This window comes from Campylobacter sp. US53, from assembly GCF_004378995.1.
Taxonomy (GTDB): domain Bacteria; phylum Campylobacterota; class Campylobacteria; order Campylobacterales; family Campylobacteraceae; genus Campylobacter_D; species Campylobacter_D jejuni.
On the sequence record NZ_RYYH01000001.1, the window covers coordinates 1 to 23,565 of the forward strand.

The window sequence follows — 23,565 nt, forward strand, 5'->3', positions numbered from 1 at the left end:
GCTTTAAAGAAGTATAAACTAGATGATGATTATAGTTCTAAAGCTTATGTGAGCTTTGGGAAGTATTTTTAAGTTTTTAAAAAATTATTTTTGATTAAATATTTAATGCATATAATTTATATTGCCATAAAAGCTTTTAATGTTATAATTTAGTATTAAAAGCAAATGTCAAGGATAAAAATGCAAGAAAATTTACTCGAAAAACAATTTCTAAATCACCCTTTATATGCTAAAATACAAGAACTTAAAGCTCTCAATCTTGCTTGTAATTTTTCTTTAGATGATAGTGTAAATTTATCTACAAATTCTCAAGCCAAAGATGAAATCTTAGCTATAACAAAAGAACTCAAACCATGGAGAAAAGGTCCTTTTAAAATAGACAATCTTTTCATCGATACAGAATGGCAAAGTTTTATTAAATTCAACATTCTAAAGCCTTTCATGAACGAAATTTCTCAAAAATGCGTTGCTGATATAGGCTGTAATAATGGTTATTATATGTTTAAAATGCTTGAATTTAATCCTGTAAAACTCATAGGTTTTGATCCTTCTATCAAATACCGTTTGCAATTTGAACTCATTAATGCTTTAGCTAAAACTCCTATAAAATACGAACTTTTAGGTGTAGAGGATCTTCCAAGCTATGGATTGAAATTTGATGTGATTTTCTGTCTTGGCGTGATTTATCATAGAAGTGATCCTATAAAAATGCTAAAAGATTTAAAAGCAGGACTTAATAAAAATGGAGTTGTTTTTTTAGATACCATGTATATAGAAGATGAGAGAGAAATCGCTCTTGTACCTAATAAAACTTATTCTAAAATTCCAAATATTTATTTTGTGCCAAGCATTAGTGCATTAAAAAACTGGTGTGAAAGAGCAGGATTTAAAGAATTTGAAGTTTTGGCTACAAAAAAAACCGATGAAAACGAACAAAGAAAAACAGAATGGATAGACTCTTTTTCGCTGGAAAATTTCTTAGATCCAAAGGATAAAAATCTTACCATTGAAGGCTATGAAGCACCCAAAAGAGTTTATATACGCATTAAAATATAAATTCTTTTTATTTTTTGCCGATATTGAAATTTAGATATTTTGAAGTAGATAAGTAGAATTTAAAGGTTAGATATGGCAAAAAAAGATAATTTTGAAGAATATGCACAACTTGAAGAATACGCATCTGCAGAAGATATATCTCGCGTTAGAGCAGAATTACTTACTTGTCCTGAATTAAACACCTCGCTTACTGGAACCATTATCGAAATTGATAAAAACTATGCCAAATCAATTTTAATAACTACAAGCGAAATGGTAGCAGATGATCAAGGATTGATTTTTGATGCCTTTATTTTCGCTGCGGCAAACTATGTAGCACAAGCCTCTATCAATAAAGAATTTTCAGTGATTATTGGATCAAAATGTTTTTTTTATGCTCCGCTTAAATTAGGCGATGTTTTAGAACTTGAAGCTCATGCACTTTTTGACGACACCTCCAAAAAAAGAGATGTAAAAGTGGTTGGGCATGTTAAAGAAATTAAAATGTTTGAAGGAACGATACAAGTTGTTAGCACCGATGAGCATATATTTAAACTCAAGCGTCCGCCACTTAACACTGTTAAACCTACGGAAAATCAAGAACAAGATACCAAAATCAAAAATCCAGAAGCTGTAGCAGCTGCATTAATGGCCTCTGTGGGTGGAAAATAATCAAGGAGTCATTTTAATATCCACCCAATTTTTTGGGCAATCCTTATGATAAGTTCCGCTTCCATCATAATACTCTTTACAATCATCATAAAAACGATTTGAAATCCCTCTTTCATTTACAAAACATCCAGAAATTCCTAAAGCTAATAGTATCATTAAAGTATATTTTTTCATGTTTTTCCTTAGAATTTATTGTGTTTTCTCCATTTATAAGGCTCTATAGGATTACTCTCTTTCCAAAGACCTAAATGATTTTTCTTAGCATTTTCTTGTTCTTTGATATAAGCATTGCTATAGTAAGTATCAGCCCAAGCATAACCTTTACTTACTAAAAATCGATTAATATCAACATCATTAAGCTTTACAATAGCAACAATTCTACCATAAGTATCTTTATTTTTATAAATAATTTCAACTTGTTTACCACTTAAAATTCTACTTAAAGCTTCTTTTGATTGCTTCCCAAAACTTTGTTTAAGTTCTGGTGCATCTATACCAAAAAATCTTATTTTAGCGAGTTTGTTTTCATGATTAACTTCTATAGTATCTCCATCAATAATTCTAACTACTTTTCCTTCAAAACTAGAATTTTGGGCAATATAGTTCTGAATAAAAACAACTACAAGAGTGAAGATTAATACAGAAAAAAGTTTTTTTGGATCACTTAGCAATTTTCTTAAATTAAATAATTTTTTATAATTTATTCTCATTTTTTAATCATTTTGCCTTTAAATTTTAAAAAATATGCCATAATTTTATCAAAACAAAGGAGATAAAATGCAAAATGTTATAGAAAATTTTAAACAATTATGCAAAATTCCTCATTGCAGTTATGAAACAGAACAAATGAAAGAATTTTTAAGCTCTTATGCTAAAGATAAAGGCTTTAAAGTGAATATAGATAAAGCAGGAAATATCCATGCCATAAAAGGCAAACCAAAAATTTGCTTACAAAGCCATTATGATATGGTCTGTATGGGCGATGCACCAAACTTAGAAGTTTATGAAGAAAATGGCTTTTTAAGAGCCAAAAATTCAAGTCTTGGCGCAGATAATGGTATAGGTATAGCCATCATGATGAGTGCTATGGCTGAATTTGAAAATTTAGAGTGTCTTTTTACAAACGATGAAGAAGTAGGACTCATGGGAGTGAATTCACTCGAGCACACTTTAGAATCTAAAATGCTTTTAAATTTAGATCATGAAAGCGATGATGAGATCATGATAGGTTGTGCAGGTGGAGTAGATATAGAAGCTAGCTTGCCTTTTAATACCCTTACAAAAAAGGGTAAAATTTATGAACTTTGTGCACAAAATTTTAAAGGTGGACACTCAGGCATAAATATCATACGCAATGAAAAAAGTTCCATCAAAGAAATGGCTAAATTCATACAAGAAAATGAAGGAGAAATCATTTCTTTTGAAGGCGGAGAAAGAATCAATTCTATACCTAAACACGCCAAAGCTTTAGTGCATTTTAAAAATGAAGTAAAGAGTAATAACTGGATAAAATGCAAATTTAAAGAAGAAGGTGAATTTGAAATTTGCGATCAAAGTAAAAAACTTTTAAGCCTTATCAATTCTTTTACTCATGGAGTTAGAGCTTATGATGAAAATCTAGGTATAGTTCAAACAAGCATTAACCTAGCTACTTTAAGAATGCAAGATAAACAAATCAAATTCGCACTTTTTGCAAGATCTAATATACTTGATGGGCTTAAGCAAATAGAATTTGAAACTTTAGAATTTTTCAAAGCTTTTGATTTTAAAGTAAAAAGTTTTAATTTCTATCCGCCTTGGGAAGGCAAACCAAACGCACTTAGCGACATGGTTTTTAAAGCACTTAAAAAACTATCGCCTAATGCCAAAGTTTCAGCTATCCATGCAGGACTTGAGTGTGGTATTATAGAGAAAAAACAAGAGCTTTTATGTGCTTCTATAGGCCCAAATATCCATAATCCTCATTCAACTGATGAGCATTGTGAAATCGCTTCAGTTGAAAAAATATCTAAGGTTGTTTTTGAAGTTTTAAAAGACAATGCTTAATTCTTTAATCTTGCTTCTTGCAAAAACGCGTTTTAACAAAAACACACAAAGCAAGGAGCAAAATCCCACTATAGCAAGATAAATACCTAAATACTCTTTATAAAAAGCATTAACTACAAAAGGGGTTAAAAAGCCTAAAATCGCATAAGAAATATTATAAGCAAAACTAAGCCCACTAAATTTAAGCTCGCTTTTAAAAATTTGCGTCATAAAAACAGGCGCGAAAGTGATAATACCTTGTGCAAAACAAGCCAGTAAAAAATAAAATAAAAAATTCTCATCATAAAAACTAAAAAGCATACCAAAGATAATAAAAGCTATACTAAAAATAGAACAAATCCTATAGCTTCCCCATTTGCTTGCTAAAAAACCTTGAAATAAAGCTCCAAAAATCACCGCTAAGATAGCAAAATTTTGCACCCATAAAGCAGAAGTTTTACTCATAGCTAAAAGACTTTCAAAATACTTAGGTAAAATCATCAAAGTTGCCACACCGCTTGTTAAAACCATGGTCATTAAAAAACAAACAAGCATGCTCATTTTATGAGTTTTTAAAGCTTCAAACAATGGAAAATTTAAAATTTTCTTTTCATTTTGAACTTTTATAAATTCTGGAGTTTCGCTGAGTTTATTTCTTAAAAACAAAGCTAAAATTCCAAAAAATCCTCCTATGATAAAAGGAATTCTCCAAGCATAGCTTTGAACTTCTTCAGGGGTAAAATAAGATCTTATGCCTAAAGTGGCAATATTTCCTAGCAATAAACCTATGGTTAAAGTCGCTGAAATAAAACCAAGAGCTAAAGGAATTTGACGCCCTTTGACAAATTCGCTCACATAAATCCAAGCTCCGCTCACCTCGGTTCCAACGGCTAAACCTTGCAAAATACGAATAGTAAATAAAATCAAAGTAGCAAATATACCTATACTTTCATAACTTGGTAAAAAAGCTAAAGCAAAACTAGGCAAAACCATCAAAAGCATAGAAATATAAAAAATATTCTTTCTTCCATATCTATCAGCAAAATGTGCCATCACAATAGAACCAAAAGGACGCGCTAAATAAGCAGCACCAAAGGCTATATAAGCATTTATCTGCATCCAAAAAGCATCATTTTGCGGAAAGAATACCTTAGCAAAAATATCCAAAAAAAAGGCAAAAAGCACAAAATCATAAAATTCTAAAATTCCACCCAAAGAAGCATAAATAATATTTTTGTATTTTTTTTGCATATTTTATCCTAAATCAATATAAAGGGCAAAAAAGCCCTTTGTTAAATTTTTCCACCTTCAATCACTACATCATCAGCCTTAACATCATCTCCAAAATGAGCTTTTAAAGTTTCATCATAAGCCTTGTGAAAAAACTGCTCTTGGCCTAGTTTAATGATCAAATTATCGATAAATTCTTTAAGTTCTTTATCGCCTTTTTTAACTGCTGGTGCAATAACATCTTTATTACCTAGCTCTTTAATACCCATTTTAAAATCAGGATGATCTTTCACCCAAGCAAAAAGCAAGGTATTATCATGACTTAAAGCATCGCCTCTTTTATCCATCAAAGCGGCAAAAGTTTCGGTATTTTGATCATATTTTAAAGTTTTAATATTAGGATAATTTTGCGTAAAGTAAGCATCCGCTGTTGTGCCTTTGTTTAAAAGTAAAGTTTTATCTTTTAAATCTTCTACGCTAGTTATATTACTATCCTTTGGTACAGCTACACCTAAAGCCACTTTCATATAAGGCAAGCAAAAATCAACCTGCTCGGCTCTTTGTGGAGTTTGAGTAAAATTAGCCAAAATAATATCTACTTTATTTGATTTTAAAAACTCAACCCTATTTGCAGCTTCAACAAGAACAAATTGCACCTTATTTTCATCGCCAAAAAGTTCTTTTGCTATGCGTTTAGCTAAAGCTATATCATAGCCTTGATTGTTTCCTTTTTCATCCACATAACCAAAAGGTGGTTTATCGCCAAATACCCCAATCCTAACAACTCCATTTTGCTTGATCTTATCAAGAGAATTTAAAGTTTTAGAGTCAGAATTTCCTCCACAAGCAGCCAATACTACTGCAACAAAGGCCGTTAAAACACTTAGAAGTATTTTTTTCATACATTTCCTTTCTTTAAAAATAAGCTTAAAGCTATTGCAAAAATATATAATAATTGCAAGGTTAATTATACTTAAAATTATAAATAATGCATTTGAAACAAACTAAAAAGATTTTCCTATGTGTAAAAATGTAATTAATCTCACACTCTCTTTTAGCATTGTTTAAATTTTAAGTAAAAAAAGATATAATCTTTTTTTTAAATTTTTAAGGAGAAAACTATGAAAAAAGGTATTTTTCTCTCTATTGGAATAGCTGTTTTGTTTTCAGCTTGCGGAAATTCCATAGATGAAAAAACAGTTAAAAAATATGAAAATCAACTAAATCAAACAGTTAAACAAGAAATTGCAAGCCTTTCTCAGGATTCTGGAATAAAGATTGAATTTTCTGATTTTAAATGCAATGCAGATGGTGATTTTATAGCGTGTTTAAGTCCAAATTTCAAAACTCTTGCAAAAGATAATAACGATGAGTATCAAGAACTATTTCAAGCAAAAAATATCAAAATTCGCTCAAATGAAATTTACAAAGGCAAAGCAAATACATCAATTAGCATTAAAGAATATTACAACGATCTTTTTAAAAACCAAAAAAGCATACAATCAAATTTGGTTTTTGAAGATTTTAAACTTGGAGAAAAAGTTGCTGGTGACATCAATGCAAGCTTATTTCAACAAGATCCAAAAATCAGCTCTTTTATCAATAAATTAAGCTCGGATTCTTATACTTTATCATTTGACAACTCTATCAACAAACAAGAAAACAATTATCTAGATAATCTTGATATAAAATTTTATAACGCAAAATTAAATTTCAATACAAATCTAAATATAAATCTAAAAGAAGATTTGCTTAATTACCTTGATTCTAAGGGTATAAAATTTAACACTCAAACTTTAGCTATGGATGAACAAGCTATCAATGAACTTCTTAATATAGCAAACTACGAACAAGCTTCAGATTTTAGTAATACAATCCAAAAATACATCATCTTAAATAATTTTAAAATTGATTCAACTCTTAAAACCGAAGGCGTATTTAGTAGCTATGTAGCAACTGCTAAGGAAAATTTACAAACCTTAAAAGCTCAAAGTCAAAATGAAGAACAAGCATTAATCTTTGATAAAGCTTTAGCTATTTTAAACAATATCACTCAAAATGATGATTATAAACTCAATCTTGATTTAAAATTTAAAAACATCCCTGTTAGTGACTATAGCGCACAGGGAATCGACAGCATCGAAAAACTAAGCATCAACAATCAAGACGCCACAGAAGCGTTAAAAATTATACTTCCATTTATCATGTTTTCTATGTTAATGGGCGGAGCGTCGTTTTAAATTTTAAAATGATAAAAACTTCAAAAACATTAAAAGCAAGATTAAATTCTTTGCTCTTAATGTTTCATAACATTAACAAAAAAGGCTAAAATGAAAATTTTATTCTCCCCTAGTGAAAGCAAAAATGAAAATTGCGTAAAAAATCCTATCAATGAAAACTCATTTATATTTAAAGAATTATTTCCTTATAGAATGGAAGCTTTAAAGCATTATGAAGAATTTATCAAAAACGCAAGTTTACAGAATTTACAAGAACTTTTTGGCATTAAAAATGAAAATGAAATTGATAAATTTAAACACGACTTAAAACAAGCTCCCACTCAAGGAGCTATATTGCTTTATACTGGGGTAAGTTATGAATATCTTAATTTTAAAGCTTTAGATAAAAAAAGTCAAGCTTATATTTTAGAAAATACTCTTATATTTTCTAATCTTTTTGGCGTTGTAAGAGCTAATGATACCCTACCCTTTTATAAATTCAAGCAAGGGGCTAAAATAGGAAATTTTGCCATAGAGAAATTTTATAAAGAACATTTTAGTAAAGCCTTAGATGAATACTTGGAAAATGAAGAAATACTTGACCTTAGAGCAGGATTTTATGATAAATTCTATACCCCAAAAAAGAAATTTTATACCTATAAATTTGTAAAAAATGGTAAAGTCATCAGTCATTTTGCTAAAGCTTATAGGGGAATTTTACTCTCCATAAGTGCAAAAAACCAAGTAAAAAACAATAAAGAGCTTTTAGCAAACCTTCCTTCAAACCTAAAACTCAAAGAAATTCAAATCAAAGGTTTAAAGGAAGAAATTGTGCTTGAAATTCTAGATTAGTTTTTATTTTAAGTATTTTAAAGCTAGCTTCGCATAATAACTTGCAGCCCTAGCTAAAAGCTTATCATTAAAAACATAACTAGAATTATGTAAATAAATGTCGTTTTCATTTTCTAAAAAAGCATAGGCACATTTTTTCATTTCGCAAAAAAATCCAAAATCCTCACTTGCCATTAAAGGACGATGATTAAATTCACAATTTTTTTCTCCAAATAATTCTTTTGCAACCTCACTAGCAAAATCCACAGCTTCATCGTTATTCATAGTCACTGGTGCAACAACATTTTTATTGATTTTAATCTCTATATCATTAGCCTGTGCAATACCTTTACAAATTTTATAAATTTTTTCTTCAGTTAGCTTTCTAGTTTCATTATCTAATGCTCTAACACTCATTTTAATCGTTGCAATATCTGGAATGATATTAAAAGCATGTCCTGCATTAAAAGCTCCTATGCTTACAACTGCTGAATTTTGGGGATCAACATTGCGAGATACTATACTTTGTAAAGCCACAACAAGCAAAGAAGCAGCATAAATAGGATCTTTTGCCTTTTCTGGAGCACTTCCATGACCACCCCTTCCAATAACTTCAATACTATAACCATCCGAAGAAGCCATCATCGCACCTTTTTTAAGATAAAATTTCTTATCGCTACCAAAAGGCATATTGTGCCATCCAAAAACATAATCACTATCAAATTTTTCAAACAATCCATCTTCTATCATTGCCTTAGCACCACCCAAACCCTCTTCAGCAGGTTGAAAATAAAGATTTAGAGTGCCATTAAAATTCTGACTTGCTAAATATTTTGCAGCAAGCAATAAAGAAGTAGTATGTCCATCATGACCGCAAGCATGCATTACATTTTCTTTTTTGCTTTTATAAGGCAAATTTGTGCATTCTTGTAAAGGCAAAGCATCCATATCTGCACGAAGTCCTATTTTTTTATCGCTATTTCCCTTTTTTAAAACCCCAACAACGCCTGTTTTTCCTATTTCTTCATAAACCTCATAACCAAATTCTTTTAATTTTTGTGCCACTAATTTTGCAGTACATAATTCATCAAAACCAAGCTCAGGATTTTCATGAATTTGATGACGAATTTTTTCAAATTCGCCTTGTAAGTCTAGTATTTCTGGAATTAAATTCATTCTATTTTTCTCCTTGTATAAAATTTTCTCTTCTAGGTAAAACAAATTGTGCTAAGATCGCTGAAATAAAAATCAAAGCAAAAATATAAACAAAACCCAAAGTAAAACTATGGGTTTTATCAACACTCCAAGATACTACCCATAGATTAAATGATAGTATAACAAAGGTAATACTCCAAAAAGCACTCATAATATAAGCAGTTTGATTTGGATTGGAATTTTTTAATTCTGAAGGTAGATTAAAGAAAAATGGAAACCACATAGAATAAAAAATACCCGATAACACAGCAAAAATCTGTATCAATACTAAATTTTGTAAAAACAACATACAAAATCCGCATATAAAAATACACGCTCCTCCAGACAATAGCATTATTTTAAAAGAAATATTTTTTCTTTTAAAAAATAATCCAAGATAAGGACCAAAAATAATAGCAAAATTAGCCAAGGCTGGAATTTCTTTTTTAGCAAAATCAGCTAATTCTTTACTAAAACCTGCATATTGTGCATAAAAAGTTGGTAAAAAAGTAAAAAGAGAATTTAAAAATAAAATAGGTCCTATGTAAAAAATAATCATACCCCAAGCAACACGAGATTTTAAAGCATAAATAAGATCTTTTGCATTATTCTTTTTTTCTTCTTTTTTATTCTCATCTTTACCTATAAAAAGCCACAAAATCAATAAAATCAAATTAATCCAAGCATAAAATGATAAAGAATCTCTCCAATTTCCAAAATAATTTGAGATGCTTTCAGCTAAAACAAGTCCTAGGGTAATGCCTACTAAATTTGAAGCTATGTTAAAACTAATTACAAAATGTAAAGCTTTTTTTCAAACCATTGCTGTGCAATAGGCACTAAGCAAACTAAAGCACAAGCTGAACCAAGCCCTGTTAAAAATCTTATAACCAAAATACCGCTATAACTATCTACAAAACTTAAAAATATACCCGAACTCATTAAAATACAGCCTAAAAAATATCCCTTTTTTAATCCGAATTTATAAACTAAAAAAGCAGTAAATGAAGCACCAAAAATTTTCGCAACTACTATCATGCTAGTGATTAAAGTAGCTTGCTGAGTATTTAGAGCAAGATCATTTGAAATCAAAGGCATTAAAGATCCTGTCGCTGCCCAAGAGATACTAAAAACAGCATAAACACTAAAAATTATAAATTCAACTCCAATGCGTCTAAAATGAAATAAAAGTGATTTTTCCATATTAAAATCCTTTTAGATATTTATTAAAATATAACATAAAAAAATAAGATATTTATTATCTTTAATTATTTTTTTAATTTAATTATTTTTTTATATATTTTTTTGTTACTTTTTGAAAATTTATATATAAGTTTAAAGATAAAAAAACTAAAATACAAAATAAAAAACCCGTAAAAGTTTTTTGAAGTATTTAAATGATATATTTCAAAATCTAGTTTTAAAAAGGAAAAATATGGAATTTTTAGCATTTATTTTTTTGATTATTATATTTTTATTTGTAGTCTTTATCATCGTTACTCGCTATGAAAAAAAGATAAAATTACTCAACCAAAACATACAAAACATGAAAGAAGATATAGCCGATCTTAAAGAAACAACTCAAAAAAATCGCTCTTTAATTGAAAAAAATCGCTCTAATATAGAAAATATAATAAAATAAAACTAAGAAAGATTTGTGATAAGCTTATAGCGTTTTTTCTGATTTATCATTAAAGTAAAAATTTTTTCACTTGAATTTTCACTTTTATTTTTATAAATCATACTTTTTAAAAACGGAAAAAGCATCGTACTAGAAGTTTTACCTTGTAAAATAATATGCATAGAGCCTTTTAAAATTCCGTACTTATAACTCATACCGCTTGGAAATATATCAAGATTAAAGCTTAAACTATCTTCATTACTATCATAATTTAAAATTTCAATTTTAACAAAGCTAATTTCTTGATCTTCTTGAGATAAATTTTTAAAAATTTCAAGTTTTTCGTGTTTTTTGATAGTAACAACTTCTTGCTTACTTTCTTTAAAATCAGAAAGAAAATTTTCATTTTTAAAAATTCTTGAAAAAAATTTTAAATTTTTAAATTGTATACTTGTTTGTTTTGTGTTTTCATGTATTATTTTTTCGGATTTTAAGATGTTGTGTTCTATATCATCTTCTTGGTTTTGATTATCTTTGTTTGATTTCATGTCAAAATCTTCAACGATAATCATATCTTCACTATTACAAATATTAAAATGTTTTACAATTTCTTCAAAAGTAAAACTGTCATCACTAAATTCCAAAAGATCTACATTTGAAGTGATAAAATCAACACCATCTCGTTCTTCAATCTTATCTTTAATCACAAAAGCATCAACACAAAAGCACGATCTTTGAATTTCGTATTCAGAACTTTTGCCTTTAAATACTATCTTCATCATCACAAAGCTTTTGCTATAAGTTCTAAAGGACTAGCAAAAACAACCTTGCTTGAATTTTGTTCTAATGCATTTGAAATTTGCATTCTGCAAGCTGAACACTCGGCGCTTACCACACTAGCCTTAATTTCATCGATCATTTGTGCTTTTTTAAGCCCTACACTTAAAGCTCTATCATAATAATCCGTTTGCATACTCACTCCACCAAAACCGCAACAAGCATTAGAATTACTCATTTCTACAAAATGATAATTTGTTTTTAAAAGTTCTCTTGGCTCTTTAAAAACCCCTTGCATTTTTCTTGCATGGCAAGGATCGTGATAAGTAATGCTATAATTAAATTTATTTTTTGTTTTTAAAATTTCTTCCAAAGAAGTAAATTTATAAAAATACTCGCTAGCCATATATATCTTAGATGACACACATTTTGCGCGTTTTGCCCAGTCTAAATCATTTTGCATTATAAAAAAATGTTCATAATCTATCTTTAACATAGCCGAACAAGTGGCCTCAGGAACTATAATAGCATCTAATTTTTCTAATTTTTTTTCAAAATACTCAATATTTTTTTTAGCCAAAACTTCAACACTTTTAAAATCACCCGTAAAAAATTGCGGCGCTCCACAACACACTTGTTCTTTCATCAAATCCACATTGATTTTTAATTCCTTAGCGATTTTAAGCACTGCATTAGCCGTATCTATGTAAAAATAATTCGCCAAACAACCTACAAAAAAACCTATTGTTTTTTCTCCATCATTATTGATAAATTTTGGATTAGAATTTAAGAAACTTTTTTTATTAAAACTTGTAAGCAATCTTCCCTTTTTAACAAAAGGCATGGAAAATCTTGCCTTCATACCTGTATTTTCATTCTCATTTTGAATTTTAAACGCACAACTTTGAAACACATAGCCAAGCTTAGCTACCAAATCTAAAATTTTGCGTCTTCTTAAAAAGAAAAAAATAAGTTTTTTATACCAAGCTATACCAAATTTTTTAGCTATATCATAACGAACTTCTTCTATGGCATTATCTACTCTTAATTTACTTGGACATACTTCAACACAATTGGTGCATAAAAAACAAGATTCAAAAACTTTCTTAGCTTCTTTATCAAGTTCTAGACTTCCCTCTTTATAAGCAGCTAAAAGATCTAAAAATCCTCTTGGACTAGTAATTTCATCGCGATTTTCTTCATGTATAGTACAAACAGGTATACATTTGCCACATTTAACACAAGCATCACTTATTTGACTAAATTTCATCTTACACCGTTTTTGAGAATACTTTTTTATCTTCACTAATGTTTTTCATATAAGCATCAAAACACATGGCAATATTTCTTATAAGCAAAACGCCTGTTTCATTGACTTTGATAAAATTTTCATCAAAATTAATAAAATCTTTGTATTCTTCTAAAGCTTTTAAATCCTCTTTAAAATACTCCTGAAAATCAATGCAAAATTCTTTTTCTATTGACTTGATATCAAGCTTAAAATTTGCCATTAACTCCATAATCACTGCTTTTCTAAGTTCATCATCATCGCTTAAAGCTACGCCTCTTTCAAAAGGCAAAACTCCTCTATCTAATGCAGCTTCATAACTTGACATATCTTTAAAATTTTGTGCATAATGTCTTTGTCCTTCACCTATACTTGTAAGCCCGACACCGACTAAATCAGCACCGCCTTTAGTAGTATAACCTTGGAAATTTCTATGCAAAGTTCCATTTTCTAAAGCTTTAAAAAGCTCATCATTTTCTTTTGCAAAATGATCCATTCCTATCATTTTATAGCCATTTTTGCTTAAAAATTTCTCACAAAATTCTAAAATTTCAAGCTTAACATCAGGACTTGGCAGGGTATTTTCATCAAATTTTCTCATATTTTTCTTAAGCCAAGGCACATGAGCGTAATTAAAAATCGCCAAACGATCAGGGTTTAAAAGCATAACTTTTTCTAAAGTTTGTGTAAAGCTTTGCAAATTTTGATAAGGCAAACCATAAATTAAGTCCATATTTACAGACTTTATCCCTTTGCTTCTTACAAGATTTAAAGCATTTTGTGTTAATTCAAAAGGCTGGATGCGATGAATTTCTTTTTGAACTTTTTCATCAAAATCCTGCACTCCAAAGCTGATACGATTAAAGCCATTTTGTGTTAAAACTGTGGCTTGTTCGTCATTTAAAAAACGCGGATCGATCTCACAGCTAATCTCTGCATCTTTAGAAAAATTTCTAAAAATAGATCTGATTTTTAAAATCAAATTTTGAAGTTGTTTAGCACTAAAAAAAGTTGGAGTTCCGCCCCCAAAGTGCATTTGCACCACTTCACGCTTGGTATCCAAAATGGTACTTAAAATATCAAGCTCTTTAAAAATATAAGTTAAATACCTTTCTTTACTCTCTTCTTTGGCTGTATAAATAACATTGCAACCACAAAAATAACAGGCACTCCTACAAAAAGGTAAATGAAAATAAAGCGATAAAGATCTATCTTGCTTTTTTAAAATTTCTATATATTCTTCGTATTTGAAATTTGCATTAAACTCTACTGCTGTAGGATAAGAAGTGTAGCGTGGTCCTGCTTTAGAGTATCTTACAAAAGCTTTATAATCTCTCATTTTGATTTACCCTTTCTATCATCGCTTGCATATCTACAAATAAATTTGGATGTTCTTGTTTGATTTTAGAAATTAATTTTTCAAGATCAATACTAACTTCCATGGTGCCATTTTGTGCCTTTTGCTTGATCTCATCCATAGCAACCGTCCAAACATCGTTAAAATCTACAGGAATTTGTTGATAAATCGCCTTTTCTAAACGCAATTCAAAATTCTCTTTTTGACTTTGTTTTAAACTTTCAAGTATATTCTTAAGACTTTGTAAAGAAAGTAAAGTGTGAATTTCATCGTTTTCATCGATCACAAACCAAGGCTCAGGAGAATCAAAACTTCCATTTTCAAGAACTAAACATTTTTCGTTTTCATTCTCGCTTTGCTTCATTTTAAAAATCGTTCTATCTTTTTTCTTTATTCCTAGATTTTGACTAAATTCATCAATGCGTTTTAAGCAAGTGCTATACTTTTCTAGCTCTTTCATTCTCTTCCTCTCTGATTATCCAAAAAGCAAAGCAAGGCTTTTACCACATAAAGGCGATTTCTTGCTTCTTTAAAAATCACATCTGCATGTTTTTCAAAAATTTCTTCACTCACTTCATAACCCCTATAAGCAGGCAAACAATGAAGCAATATCGCGTCTTTATTGGCAACACTCATAGCCTTTTCATCAATCATAAATCCTTCAAATTCTTTAATCTTGCGTTCTTTTTCATTCTCTTCACCCATAGAAACCCAAGTATCGGTAATGACTACATCTTTATCCTTTAAGGCTTCAAATTTATCATGACTTAAGGAAATTTTAGCTCCTGAAATCAAAGCCTGTTTCATAGCAAATTCCCAAATTTCAGGGCTAATTTTATAGTTTTTTGGTATAGCTATACTAAATTCAAAGCCCAAAATCGCAGCCGTAATAAGCCAAGAATTGCACATATTGTTACTATCTCCGATAAAAGCAACTTTTGCTATACCATTTTGCATTTTATTCCATTCTTTAATAGTAAGCAAATCTCCTAAAACCTGAGTAGGGTGATAAAGTTCGCTTAAAGCATTGATCACAGGGGCTTTAGAATATCTTGCAAATTCGAGTAAAGTTTCATGTTTATTGACTCTCATCATCACAAAATCAACCATCGCCCCTATCACCCTAGCTGTATCCTTTACAGGCTCGCCACGACTAAGTTGTAAATCATTGCTGCTTAAAAATAAAGCCTTTCCGCCAAGCTCTGTTATGGCTAATTCAAAGGCCATTCTTGTTCTTGTAGAATTTTTCTCAAAAATCATCGCTAAAGTTTTATCTTGTAAAAGTTTTTTAGGCTCTTTTTTAAGCTCGCTAGCATGATTTACAAGGCTTAAAATTTCCTCCTTAGAAAAATCTCTTAAAGTTAAAAAATGTTTCATTTTTCTCCTTTTAACATTTTAGCTAATTCTTTGGCATGATAAGTGGTGATAAGCTTTGCTCCTGCTCTTTTAAAAGCTATCATAGTTTCATACAAAACTTTTTCATAATCAATCACTCCTGCATTTTTAGCTGCCTTTAACATAGCATACTCTCCGCTTACATTATAAACACACAAAGGCAAGTTAGAATGAAGGGATATTTCTTTAACCACATCAAGATAAGCAAGAGCGGGTTTTACCATCAAAATATCGGCTCCTTGTGCTTCATCTTCTAAGCTTTCTTCTAAAGCTTCTCTACCATTAGCAAAATCCATTTGATAGCTTTTTCTATCTCCATAACTTGGAGCTGATTCTGCCACATCTCGAAATGGCCCATAATAACTTGAAGCAAATTTAGTAGAATACGCCATTATAGGCAAATTTTCAAAACCTTCTTTATCCAAAGCTTCACGCAAAGTAGTGATAATACCATCCATCATTCCACTAGGTGCTATCATATCTACCCCTGCTCTTGCGTGAACTAAGGCTTGTTTGGCTGAAATTTCTAAAGTGGCATCATTATCTACACTTTTTGTTTTTGGATCGATAATCCCACAATGCCCGTGATCTGTGTATTCACAAAAACAAAGATCGCTGATTATAAAAAGATCTGGAAAATTTTTCTTAATCTCTCTTATACTTCTTGCAACAAGCCCTTCATCATCTAAAGCATCGCTTCCACAGCTATCTTTTTTCTCATTTTCCAAAACGCCAAAAAGTATAATGGCTTTAATGCCTAAATTGACTACATTTTGACACTCTTTTAAAATTTCATCTAAACTCATTTGAAACACATCAGGCATAGAAGAAATTTCTTTTTTTATCCCCGTTCCATTAACCACAAAAAGCGGATAAATCAAATCATTTACACTTAAAGAATTTTCTCTTACCATGGCTCTTAAGTTTTCATTAAGCCTTAATCTTCTAAATCTTTTAAACATTTTTTTGTCCTTTTTTTGCTAAAATCTTAACATAAATTTGATTATAGAGGGTAGTAAATGAAAATAAAAATTTCAGAAATTGCGAATTTACCTAGCAAATGGGGAAATTTCCAAATACAAAGTTTCAAAGAAAATGATAAAGAACATTTATGTATATTTAAAAATACTCCAAAAGACACGCTCAATCTAAGAATTCATTCAGAGTGCTTAACAGGAGATGCTTTAGGAAGTTTAAAATGCGACTGCGGAGAACAGCTTGAATTTTCGCTAAAATATATAGAAAAGAATGGCGGAATGGTGATTTATCTTAGACAAGAAGGAAGGGGTATAGGGCTTTTTAATAAGGTTAATGCTTATGCTTTGCAAGATAAAGGTTTTGATACGATTAAAGCAAATCATCAGCTTGGCTTTAAAGCCGATGAGAGAACTTATGAAATTGTAGAATTTATACTCAAAAACTATGAAATTTCTAAGGTTAATTTACTCACAAATAACCCTGAAAAGCTAGATTCTATCAAAGAAAAAATCATCACACGCATACCGATTTTAATAGAACCTAATCGTTTTAATGCAGAATATCTAAACATAAAACAAACTCAAATGGGGCATCTTAAATAAATGATTTTTAAAGATTACGACTTTTTACAAAACCATGATTTAAAAAACTTTGAAGAAAAAATAAAAATTTATAAAGAATTATTATCTAAATTTAACCGCATTCACAATCTTACTCATTTAAAAAATATAGATGAAAATATCTTTGATAGTATTAAAATTTTAGATTTTTATGATTTCTCTAAAGCAAAAAATATTGCCGATATAGGAAGTGGCGCAGGATTTCCAGCTGTATTTTTAGCTTTTTTACTGCAAAGCAATTTTCATCTTTTCGAACCCAATCCCAAAAAAGCTGCCTTTTTGCGGACACTAAAAATAGAATGTGAGCTTTCAAATTTACATATTTACAAAGAAAAAATTCAAGAATGCAAAAATACCTTTAAAGCTGATATCATCACCTCAAGAGCCTTGATGGATGTTAAACCCTTGCTTGAAATTTGCAAAAATCTAAAAGATGACAATACGGTTTTTATTTTATGGAAAGGTAGCGAAATTTATCAAGAACTTGAAAATATAAAAGATTATGAAATTTTTGAAAATGATTTAAGAAAATATTGTATTTTAAAGTAGCCCTAAGGCTACTTTTTATTCTGCTAAGTCAGCGTTAAAACTGATATCAACCAAAGGCCAAGAAATTCCGCCATGTCCTGGAGCAGCATCGCTTAATGCTTTTAATGCTTTAGAGCCATTTTTAAAAGTATGCAAGTCAAGTTGTCCTTTAGCTTCAAATTTATTATCTTTGATGGTATAAGTTAAAGGCACAATAGTACTTTTTTTATCCATAGTAATTTTTGCTGAAATAACACCTTTATTTTCACCCGCAATCACATCTTGAAAAACAACTTTAATATCTGTATCTCCCAATAAAGCAGGGAAAAATACTTTTGTGATATTATTGGTTATAATATCATTGCCTTCACCCATAAAAGCATTACTTGGCTTTATGGTAGCTTTAGCGCCTTTAAGATAACTTGCCAAATCCTTTGTATTTTTAGAAAATTTATATTCTACATTTTTAAATTCACCTTTTGTTCCTATCATATCTTTAGTTTTATATCCCTCAAAAGAAACCTTTAAACCATCTTCTTTAAAAGATACAGCACTTAAAGCCGAAGCCAATAAGCAAGAACTTAAAACACTTACAAGAATTTTTTTCATCTTTATTCCTTTTTTTAATAAATTTAATTAACGAGTTAAATTATATTCTTAGTTAGTTAATAAAATAAAATTTTCTAAAAAATAATTTTTACTACCAAAGCATACCTTTAAAAGCTAAGGTTAAAAAATATCCTCCAAAAATCAAAACAAGTCCCAAAACAAAAGCCAAGCCAAACACTCTAGAGCCACTTTTTAAAAATTTTTTAAAGTCAATTTGCAAGCCTAAAGCTGCCATAGCAAAAACGATACATAAAGTACAAAGTGTTTTACCTAAAGAGATAATATCACTCGTAGCAATACCTAAAATACTTTCTTTACTTGCTAGATATGTATTTAAAACTATCATACCTAAAAATGCGAATGCAAAATAAGGTATAGTGATACTTTTTGCAGTTTTTCCACTGCTTGAATGCTGATTTTTAGCGAAAAAATAAGTCACTATAAGCAAAAAAGGCACAAGTAAAATCACTCTCATCATTTTTATAATCACTGCAACATTAGAAGCTCCTTGCTCAAATCCTGCCATATCCTTTGCCATTTCAGCAGCACCTGCGACATTTGCCACCTCATGCAAAGTAGCTCCCATAAAAACACCCATAGCATTTTGATCAAAAAAAGGAAAAAGATTTAAAGAAAAAGCTATGGGATACAAAAACATAAACACAAGTCCAAAAATCACCACCGTACCTACAGCTAAAATTCCCTTAAAAGGATCACTTTTCAAACTTGACTCTAGTGCTAAAACCGCTGCCGCACCGCAAATCGCACTTCCGGCTCCAACAAGCATAGAAGTTTCTTTATCGAGTTTAAAAATTTTCACTCCTATAAATAAAGCAATCATAAAAACAAAAAATATCACTATAGCAGAAAGCAAAAACCCTTTCAACCCTACACTTAAAAGCTCAGTTAAAGTGATATTAAAACCATATAAAACAATACCGAGTCTTAAAAGCTTTTTCGCACTAAAATGCACTCCAGCTTGAAAATGATGTTGGTATTTAAAAAACCAAGGAGAAAGCAATACTCCTATGATGATAGCAAAGGCAGTCGCTGCTAAATGGGTAGTATCTTTGATACTTTGAACACTAGAAAGATACATAGCAAAAATCACTATACAAGCAGTAAAAAGCAAACCCTTAAAATTTGATCGCACTATAGCCACGCTATGTGCTAAAAAACTTGTTTTCATTTATTTTCCTTTTTTTGTAAATTTTGTGTTATTATATTTTTTTTATTAAAATTATAAAAATATATTATTTTAATTTTTATAATAATTTTTTTTTATTAAATAAAGGAATCACTCATGAAAATCAAAGATATGGAAATATTTTTAGATCTTTTAAACACTCAAAGTCCAACTCATACAGCCAACAATTTTTCCATAACTCAACCTAATGTTTCAATAGTAATTAAAAATTTAGAAAATAAATTTGATGGTATTTTATTTGAAAGACTTGGAAAAAAACTCTTACCTACACCAAAAGCTTTAGAACTAGGAAAAAATTGGTTAAAAATTATACAAGCCTACTACCAAAGCTTAGAAAAATTAAACGACGAAAGTATGCTCTTAGGGGAAATAAAAATAGCCTCAACTCAAAGCATTTCTGAACATTTTTTAGCTCCTATTTTATTTGATTTTAAAGCAGAATTTAAAAACATAGAAATTCACTCTCAAACGCAGAATTCAAAAGAATGTTTAAATTTGCTAAAAAACGGAAATATAGAATTTGCAATCATTGAAGCAGAACTTGATCCGGCTTTAGTGGAGTATGAAAATTTAGAAATAAATTTTTGGCAAGATGATGAACTTATAGTAGCTACAAGTGATAAAAAACTCAATGAAAAAGAATTTTATATCGATGAACTTTTAGAACAAAAGTGGATTTTAAGAGAAGTAGGCTCAGGCTTAAGGGATAAATTTTTAAACGAAATTGGTGCAAGCTCAAAAAAACTTAATATTTTTCTTGAGCTTGATAGAATGGCCGCGATTAAAGAACTTGTTTTACAAAAAAAAGCAATCTCTATTTTTTCCAAAAAAAGCATAGAAAAAGAATTAAAAAATTCAACACTTTATGAAATTAAATTAAAAAATATCAACCTAAAGCGTAAATTTTACACCTTAAAAAGAAAAAATTATAATTTTAACAGAGCTTTAGAAAAATTTGAAAAAATATTCAAATCATAAGCATAATAACCGATTTATATAGAAAGTTAAGCAATTTTTAGATAAAATCCAAAGCTTATATAAATTTCAAGGATAATCAATGAACGCCAAAACTCAAGAAGCTGAATTAGAAGAATTATTTCAAGAAAATGCAAAAGATTATATCACATATGAAAAATTGGTAAAATATCTTACAAAACAACCAAGTGCATCAACCGCTAAAAAAGTGCAAGCATTAATGAAAAAACACAAAGTGCAACTTTTTTCAGCAGCCGAAATTGCACAAATGAAAAACATAGAAGATGCAAAAAGACTTCAAGAAGAAAAACAAAAACTCCAAGATACAAGCCTTGAGAACGAATTTGATTTAGCCAATGAAAACGATTTATTAGAATGGAGCAGATCAGACTCTCCTGTTCGTATGTATTTAAGAGAAATGGGACAAATTGCTTTATTAAATAAAGATGAAGAAATTGAAATTTCCAAAAAAATAGAACTTGGCGAAGATATTATCATTGATGCTTTTTGTTCTGTACCTTATTTGATAGATTTTATTTTAGATTATAAAGAACCTTTAATAAACAGAGAAAGAAGGGTAAAAGAACTATTTAAAAGCTTTGACGATGAAGAAAAAAGTGATGATAAACTTGATGAACTTGATATAGATGAAGATGAAGAAAACGAAACAGAATTAGAATCAGATGAAGAAAATGCTAAAAAAAACAGCAAAAAAGAAGATGAAAGAACTTTAAAAGTTATAGAAAAATTTAAAGCTCTAGAAAAAGCTAAAAAAGATTGGCTAAAAACATCCAAAGACAAAGAAAGTGAAGACGAGCTTTTAGATAAATTAAGCATTGCGTTCAAAAAAAATATTTTAAAAGAAAAATTAATGGATCTAGGCCCTACTTCAAAACTTATTAGTGAAATCGTAAAATCAATGGAAACTGCACTAAAAAGCGATGAAGAATTTGACAAAGAACTTAAGCGTTTAGAATACCGCTTACCTATGTTTTCTGATGAACTTAAAAAACGCCATGCAGATATTTTAAAAGATATTACAAAATTGAGCAAAGAAGAAATCACAGAGCGAGCTTTAGAAACAACCATGGTAAGCACTTATATGGAAATTAAAAAACTATTTCAAACTAAAGAAGCTAGTGAAAAAAGCTTTGATCTTGAAAAATCACGTTTAAAAGAAATTTTAGAGCAAATTAAACGCGGTAAAAAAATCTCTGATGAAGCAAAAGGAAGAATGGCAAAATCGAACTTGCGTCTTGTTGTAAGCATAGCTAAACGCTACACAAATCGTGGTCTACCTTTCTTAGATCTTATTCAAGAAGGAAATATAGGTTTAATGAAAGCTGTGGATAAGTTTGAATACAAAAGGGGTTATAAATTTTCCACTTATGCAACTTGGTGGATCAGGCAAGCTATTTCAAGGGCTATAGCTGACCAAGCAAGAACCATAAGAATTCCAATCCACATGATAGAAACCATCAATCAAATTAACAAAATTATCCGCGAACATCTACAAAAAGATGGAAAAGAACCTGATGTCAGTGTTATAGCCAAAGAAGTAGGTTTAAGCGTAGATAAGGTTAAACAAGTTATTAAAATCACAAAAGAACCAATTTCTCTTGAAGCTCCAATAGGAAATGAAGATGATGGTAAATTTGGAGATTTTGTTGAAGATAGAAATTCACTTTCTCCAATGGATCATATCTTAAAGGATGATTTAAAAGAACAAATTGATGAAGTTTTAGATCAATTAAACGATAGAGAAAAAGCGGTAATTCGTATGCGTTTTGGTTTAATGGATGATGAAAGTGATAGAACTTTAGAGGAAATTGGAAAAGAGCTTAATGTCACTCGAGAAAGAGTGAGACAAATAGAAAGTTCAGCTATAAAAAAACTCAAACACCCTAAAGTAGGAAGAAAACTAAAAAATTATATTGAAGGTTGGAAGTAAGAGTCAATCTCTTACTAAAAACCCAAATCTTTTTCTTCTTTTAACTTGCGCACATGTTCAAAAAAAACTAATTTTCCGCTATGTTTTTTTAAATTTTTAAATTCCTTAATATCAAATTCTAAACACAAGATAGAAGAAGTTGGAAAAGAAGCCAAACATAGCGAGCTTAATAACTCTCCAAGCTCCATTAAACCAGGATTATGACCCACTAAAAATACTTCGTTAAACTCATCATCAATATCTTGCAGAATTTTTAGCAAATTTTCAACATTGCAAAGATACAATCTTTCATCAAAACAAATTTTATTTTTATCAAAATTATAAAATTTGGCTATTTTTTTCGCTGTTTTAGCGGTTCTAACAGCAGGACTTGATAGCACCAAATCAGGATGAATTTCATGCAAGGCAAGATTTTTAAAAAGTTTTTTTAAATCTTCCTTTCCACTCTTAGTAAGTTTTCTTTCAAAATCATCAATATCCCCACTCTTACTTGCTTTTGCATGTCTTATAATATAAATTTTTTTCATTTTACCTCTTTTATTTTAGCTAAAATATAACCACACATAAACCCGAAAATATGACCATACCAAGCAACATTTACCCCCATAAGCAATGGCGCAAAACTCATAAGTAAAATTGCCACTATAAGTCCTTTTGTGCTATTTTTATCAAGAACAGCATAAAAGCCCATTAAAACACAAATTGCACCACTAGCGCCTATGACATTTATATTTTCTCCGAAATATTTAAAATCAAAATACACATAAAAAACACTTAAAAGTGAACACAACAATCCGCCAATAAAATAAATAAAAATAAAACGCAAAGCACCTAAATAAGTTTCTAATATACGCCCAAATTGAAACAAAACTATCATATTTAATATAAGATGAGTTAAATTTCCATGTAAAAACATTGAACTTAAAAGTTGCCAATAAGCTCCATTAAAAAATAAAATATTCAAACCAAGGATATTATAATAATCATAAGAAATCAAAAAATAACATAAAATATTTAAAAAAATTAAAAAAATTGTAAGCAAAGTATAAAACC

The 23,565-nt window shown here is 29.6% G+C and carries 27 protein-coding genes; 10 read left to right on the plus strand and 17 right to left on the minus strand.

Annotated features, from left to right (window positions below; all coding sequences use genetic code 11):
• Positions 1–165: 165 nt before the first annotated feature.
• Both cmoB and ELQ05_RS00010 read left to right on the plus strand, forming a co-directional pair.
• Positions 166–1,056: a tRNA 5-methoxyuridine(34)/uridine 5-oxyacetic acid(34) synthase CmoB gene (cmoB, locus tag ELQ05_RS00005; protein ID WP_079862153.1), complete on the plus strand. Its 891-nt coding sequence runs from the start codon at positions 166–168 to the stop codon at positions 1,054–1,056.
• Positions 1,057–1,128: 72 nt separating this feature from the next.
• Positions 1,129–1,707: a hypothetical protein gene (locus ELQ05_RS00010; protein WP_070317136.1), complete on the plus strand. Its 579-nt coding sequence runs from the start codon at positions 1,129–1,131 to the stop codon at positions 1,705–1,707.
• On the opposite strand, the gene ELQ05_RS00015 is transcribed toward ELQ05_RS00010, so the two are convergent.
• A complete protein-coding gene (locus ELQ05_RS00015; protein ID WP_002855981.1) occupies positions 1,708–1,881 on the minus strand; it encodes a hypothetical protein in 174 nt (57 codons plus the stop codon).
• A gap of 8 nt (positions 1,882–1,889) precedes the next feature.
• Positions 1,890–2,417 (minus strand): thermonuclease family protein, encoded by a 528-nt coding sequence (locus ELQ05_RS00020; protein ID WP_070317135.1) that lies wholly within the window; start codon positions 2,415–2,417, stop codon positions 1,890–1,892.
• 67 nt (positions 2,418–2,484) lie between these two features.
• Between ELQ05_RS00020 and ELQ05_RS00025 the strand changes: the two genes are divergently transcribed.
• The gene (locus tag ELQ05_RS00025; RefSeq protein WP_134239817.1) at positions 2,485–3,753 is read left to right on the plus strand and encodes a M20/M25/M40 family metallo-hydrolase; all 1,269 of its coding nucleotides are present in this window, start codon (positions 2,485–2,487) and stop codon (positions 3,751–3,753) included.
• Here the strand turns inward: ELQ05_RS00025 and ELQ05_RS00030 are convergent.
• Both ELQ05_RS00030 and ELQ05_RS00035 read right to left on the minus strand, forming a co-directional pair.
• Positions 3,736–4,983, minus strand: a complete 1,248-nt coding sequence (locus ELQ05_RS00030) for an MFS transporter (RefSeq protein WP_070317133.1) — start codon at positions 4,981–4,983, stop codon at positions 3,736–3,738. The genes ELQ05_RS00025 and ELQ05_RS00030 overlap by 18 nt on opposite strands.
• Before the next feature lie 41 nt (positions 4,984–5,024).
• Positions 5,025–5,864: a cysteine ABC transporter substrate-binding protein gene (locus ELQ05_RS00035; protein ID WP_002853956.1), complete on the minus strand. Its 840-nt coding sequence runs from the start codon at positions 5,862–5,864 to the stop codon at positions 5,025–5,027.
• Positions 5,865–6,083: 219 nt separating this feature from the next.
• Between ELQ05_RS00035 and jlpA the strand changes: the two genes are divergently transcribed.
• Both jlpA and ELQ05_RS00045 read left to right on the plus strand, forming a co-directional pair.
• Entirely contained in the window at positions 6,084–7,202 is a 1,119-nt protein-coding gene (gene jlpA, locus ELQ05_RS00040; RefSeq protein ID WP_088303944.1) for a lipoprotein adhesin JlpA, read from the plus strand.
• Between the two features lie 90 nt (positions 7,203–7,292).
• A complete protein-coding gene (locus tag ELQ05_RS00045; protein ID WP_070317130.1) occupies positions 7,293–8,033 on the plus strand; it encodes a YaaA family protein in 741 nt (246 codons plus the stop codon).
• Between the two features lie 3 nt (positions 8,034–8,036).
• Here ELQ05_RS00045 and ELQ05_RS00050 read toward each other — a convergent pair whose 3' ends face one another.
• The 3 genes from ELQ05_RS00050 to ELQ05_RS08470 are packed head-to-tail and all read right to left on the minus strand — an operon-like array spanning position 8,037 to position 10,409.
• Positions 8,037–9,188 (minus strand): M20 aminoacylase family protein, encoded by a 1,152-nt coding sequence (locus ELQ05_RS00050; protein WP_096702679.1) that lies wholly within the window; start codon positions 9,186–9,188, stop codon positions 8,037–8,039.
• Between the two features lies 1 nt (position 9,189).
• Positions 9,190–9,999: an MFS transporter gene (locus ELQ05_RS00055; RefSeq protein WP_180752891.1), complete on the minus strand. Its 810-nt coding sequence runs from the start codon at positions 9,997–9,999 to the stop codon at positions 9,190–9,192.
• A complete protein-coding gene (locus tag ELQ05_RS08470) occupies positions 9,999–10,409 on the minus strand; it encodes an MFS transporter (protein ID WP_079862151.1) in 411 nt (136 codons plus the stop codon). Before ELQ05_RS08470 ends, ELQ05_RS00055 begins: the two co-directional genes overlap by 1 nt.
• Positions 10,410–10,641: 232 nt before the next feature.
• Here ELQ05_RS08470 and ELQ05_RS00070 point away from each other — a divergent pair, with 232 nt between their 5' ends.
• A complete protein-coding gene (locus ELQ05_RS00070) occupies positions 10,642–10,848 on the plus strand; it encodes a membrane protein (RefSeq protein ID WP_002853356.1) in 207 nt (68 codons plus the stop codon).
• 2 nt (positions 10,849–10,850) lie between these two features.
• On the opposite strand, the gene ELQ05_RS00075 is transcribed toward ELQ05_RS00070, so the two are convergent.
• The 6 genes from ELQ05_RS00075 to hemB are packed head-to-tail and all read right to left on the minus strand — an operon-like array spanning position 10,851 to position 16,606.
• The gene (locus tag ELQ05_RS00075; protein WP_079862150.1) at positions 10,851–11,612 is read right to left on the minus strand and encodes a DUF5416 family protein; all 762 of its coding nucleotides are present in this window, start codon (positions 11,610–11,612) and stop codon (positions 10,851–10,853) included.
• Complete coding sequence (locus tag ELQ05_RS00080; RefSeq protein WP_134224636.1) at positions 11,609–12,874, minus strand: (Fe-S)-binding protein; 1,266 nt, start codon at positions 12,872–12,874, stop codon at positions 11,609–11,611. Before ELQ05_RS00080 ends, ELQ05_RS00075 begins: the two co-directional genes overlap by 4 nt.
• A 1-nt stretch (position 12,875) precedes the next feature.
• Positions 12,876–14,231, minus strand: a complete 1,356-nt coding sequence (gene hemN, locus ELQ05_RS00085; protein ID WP_070317126.1) for an oxygen-independent coproporphyrinogen III oxidase — start codon at positions 14,229–14,231, stop codon at positions 12,876–12,878.
• Positions 14,218–14,709: a DUF2603 domain-containing protein gene (locus ELQ05_RS00090; protein ID WP_002853412.1), complete on the minus strand. Its 492-nt coding sequence runs from the start codon at positions 14,707–14,709 to the stop codon at positions 14,218–14,220. The genes hemN and ELQ05_RS00090 overlap by 14 nt, the downstream gene beginning before the upstream one ends.
• Positions 14,706–15,626, minus strand: coding sequence for an ornithine carbamoyltransferase (argF, locus tag ELQ05_RS00095; protein ID WP_088303527.1), 921 nt, complete (start codon positions 15,624–15,626; stop codon positions 14,706–14,708). Before argF ends, ELQ05_RS00090 begins: the two co-directional genes overlap by 4 nt.
• Positions 15,623–16,606 carry a porphobilinogen synthase gene (hemB, locus tag ELQ05_RS00100; protein ID WP_070317124.1) on the minus strand — a complete coding sequence of 328 codons (984 nt, stop codon included), beginning with the start codon at positions 16,604–16,606 and terminating at the stop codon, positions 15,623–15,625. Before hemB ends, argF begins: the two co-directional genes overlap by 4 nt.
• A 57-nt stretch (positions 16,607–16,663) precedes the next feature.
• Here hemB and ribA point away from each other — a divergent pair, with 57 nt between their 5' ends.
• On the plus strand, positions 16,664–17,224 hold the full coding sequence (gene ribA / locus ELQ05_RS00105) for a GTP cyclohydrolase II (protein WP_070317123.1): 561 nt from the start codon (positions 16,664–16,666) through the stop codon (positions 17,222–17,224).
• Positions 17,225–17,791, plus strand: coding sequence for a 16S rRNA (guanine(527)-N(7))-methyltransferase RsmG (gene rsmG, locus ELQ05_RS00110; RefSeq protein ID WP_087695440.1), 567 nt, complete (start codon positions 17,225–17,227; stop codon positions 17,789–17,791).
• Positions 17,792–17,806: 15 nt separating this feature from the next.
• Here the strand turns inward: rsmG and ELQ05_RS00115 are convergent, their stop codons facing one another.
• Together ELQ05_RS00115 and ELQ05_RS00120 are read right to left on the minus strand one after the other, a co-directional pair.
• On the minus strand, positions 17,807–18,379 hold the full coding sequence (locus ELQ05_RS00115) for a hypothetical protein (RefSeq protein ID WP_070317121.1): 573 nt from the start codon (positions 18,377–18,379) through the stop codon (positions 17,807–17,809).
• A gap of 91 nt (positions 18,380–18,470) precedes the next feature.
• Positions 18,471–19,568 carry a YeiH family protein gene (locus ELQ05_RS00120; protein ID WP_038817288.1) on the minus strand — a complete coding sequence of 366 codons (1,098 nt, stop codon included), beginning with the start codon at positions 19,566–19,568 and terminating at the stop codon, positions 18,471–18,473.
• 114 nt (positions 19,569–19,682) lie between these two features.
• On the opposite strand from ELQ05_RS00120, the gene ELQ05_RS00125 reads away from it, so the two are divergent.
• Both ELQ05_RS00125 and rpoD read left to right on the plus strand, forming a co-directional pair.
• Positions 19,683–20,564, plus strand: coding sequence for a LysR family transcriptional regulator (locus ELQ05_RS00125; RefSeq protein WP_002932884.1), 882 nt, complete (start codon positions 19,683–19,685; stop codon positions 20,562–20,564).
• 79 nt (positions 20,565–20,643) lie between these two features.
• Positions 20,644–22,512, plus strand: coding sequence for an RNA polymerase sigma factor RpoD (gene rpoD, locus ELQ05_RS00130; RefSeq protein WP_002865625.1), 1,869 nt, complete (start codon positions 20,644–20,646; stop codon positions 22,510–22,512).
• Between the two features lie 14 nt (positions 22,513–22,526).
• Here the strand turns inward: rpoD and ELQ05_RS00135 are convergent, their stop codons facing one another.
• Positions 22,527–23,039: a histidine phosphatase family protein gene (locus ELQ05_RS00135; protein ID WP_002853673.1), complete on the minus strand. Its 513-nt coding sequence runs from the start codon at positions 23,037–23,039 to the stop codon at positions 22,527–22,529.
• Positions 23,036–23,554 (minus strand): rhomboid family intramembrane serine protease, encoded by a 519-nt coding sequence (locus ELQ05_RS00140; RefSeq protein ID WP_002853517.1) that lies wholly within the window; start codon positions 23,552–23,554, stop codon positions 23,036–23,038. Before ELQ05_RS00140 ends, ELQ05_RS00135 begins: the two co-directional genes overlap by 4 nt.
• Positions 23,555–23,565: the final 11 nt, after the last annotated feature.

Excerpts from the sequence above, each read along its gene's own strand:
- ELQ05_RS00090 (WP_002853412.1), bottom strand. The coding sequence starts at position 14,709 with ATGAAAGAGCTAGAAAAGTATAGCACTTGCTTAAAACGCATTGATGAA.
- ELQ05_RS00045 (WP_070317130.1), top strand. The coding sequence starts at position 7,293 with ATGAAAATTTTATTCTCCCCTAGTGAAAGCAAAAATGAAAATTGCGTA.
- ELQ05_RS00080 (WP_134224636.1), bottom strand. The coding sequence starts at position 12,874 with ATGAAATTTAGTCAAATAAGTGATGCTTGTGTTAAATGTGGCAAATGT.
- jlpA (WP_088303944.1), top strand. The coding sequence starts at position 6,084 with ATGAAAAAAGGTATTTTTCTCTCTATTGGAATAGCTGTTTTGTTTTCA.
- ELQ05_RS08470 (WP_079862151.1), bottom strand. The coding sequence starts at position 10,409 with ATGGAAAAATCACTTTTATTTCATTTTAGACGCATTGGAGTTGAATTT.
- ELQ05_RS00050 (WP_096702679.1), bottom strand. The coding sequence starts at position 9,188 with ATGAATTTAATTCCAGAAATACTAGACTTACAAGGCGAATTTGAAAAA.
- ELQ05_RS00115 (WP_070317121.1), bottom strand. The coding sequence starts at position 18,379 with ATGAAAAAAATTCTTGTAAGTGTTTTAAGTTCTTGCTTATTGGCTTCG.
- ELQ05_RS00020 (WP_070317135.1), bottom strand. The coding sequence starts at position 2,417 with ATGAGAATAAATTATAAAAAATTATTTAATTTAAGAAAATTGCTAAGT.
- hemN (WP_070317126.1), bottom strand. The coding sequence starts at position 14,231 with ATGAGAGATTATAAAGCTTTTGTAAGATACTCTAAAGCAGGACCACGC.
- ELQ05_RS00070 (WP_002853356.1), top strand. The coding sequence starts at position 10,642 with ATGGAATTTTTAGCATTTATTTTTTTGATTATTATATTTTTATTTGTA.
- ELQ05_RS00035 (WP_002853956.1), bottom strand. The coding sequence starts at position 5,864 with ATGAAAAAAATACTTCTAAGTGTTTTAACGGCCTTTGTTGCAGTAGTA.
- ELQ05_RS00010 (WP_070317136.1), top strand. The coding sequence starts at position 1,129 with ATGGCAAAAAAAGATAATTTTGAAGAATATGCACAACTTGAAGAATAC.
- ELQ05_RS00015 (WP_002855981.1), bottom strand. The coding sequence starts at position 1,881 with ATGAAAAAATATACTTTAATGATACTATTAGCTTTAGGAATTTCTGGA.
- ribA (WP_070317123.1), top strand. The coding sequence starts at position 16,664 with ATGAAAATAAAAATTTCAGAAATTGCGAATTTACCTAGCAAATGGGGA.
- rpoD (WP_002865625.1), top strand. The coding sequence starts at position 20,644 with ATGAACGCCAAAACTCAAGAAGCTGAATTAGAAGAATTATTTCAAGAA.
- ELQ05_RS00135 (WP_002853673.1), bottom strand. The coding sequence starts at position 23,039 with ATGAAAAAAATTTATATTATAAGACATGCAAAAGCAAGTAAGAGTGGG.
- ELQ05_RS00120 (WP_038817288.1), bottom strand. The coding sequence starts at position 19,568 with ATGAAAACAAGTTTTTTAGCACATAGCGTGGCTATAGTGCGATCAAAT.
- argF (WP_088303527.1), bottom strand. The coding sequence starts at position 15,626 with ATGAAACATTTTTTAACTTTAAGAGATTTTTCTAAGGAGGAAATTTTA.
- ELQ05_RS00030 (WP_070317133.1), bottom strand. The coding sequence starts at position 4,983 with ATGCAAAAAAAATACAAAAATATTATTTATGCTTCTTTGGGTGGAATT.
- ELQ05_RS00025 (WP_134239817.1), top strand. The coding sequence starts at position 2,485 with ATGCAAAATGTTATAGAAAATTTTAAACAATTATGCAAAATTCCTCAT.
- ELQ05_RS00125 (WP_002932884.1), top strand. The coding sequence starts at position 19,683 with ATGAAAATCAAAGATATGGAAATATTTTTAGATCTTTTAAACACTCAA.
- hemB (WP_070317124.1), bottom strand. The coding sequence starts at position 16,606 with ATGTTTAAAAGATTTAGAAGATTAAGGCTTAATGAAAACTTAAGAGCC.
- cmoB (WP_079862153.1), top strand. The coding sequence starts at position 166 with ATGTCAAGGATAAAAATGCAAGAAAATTTACTCGAAAAACAATTTCTA.
- rsmG (WP_087695440.1), top strand. The coding sequence starts at position 17,225 with ATGATTTTTAAAGATTACGACTTTTTACAAAACCATGATTTAAAAAAC.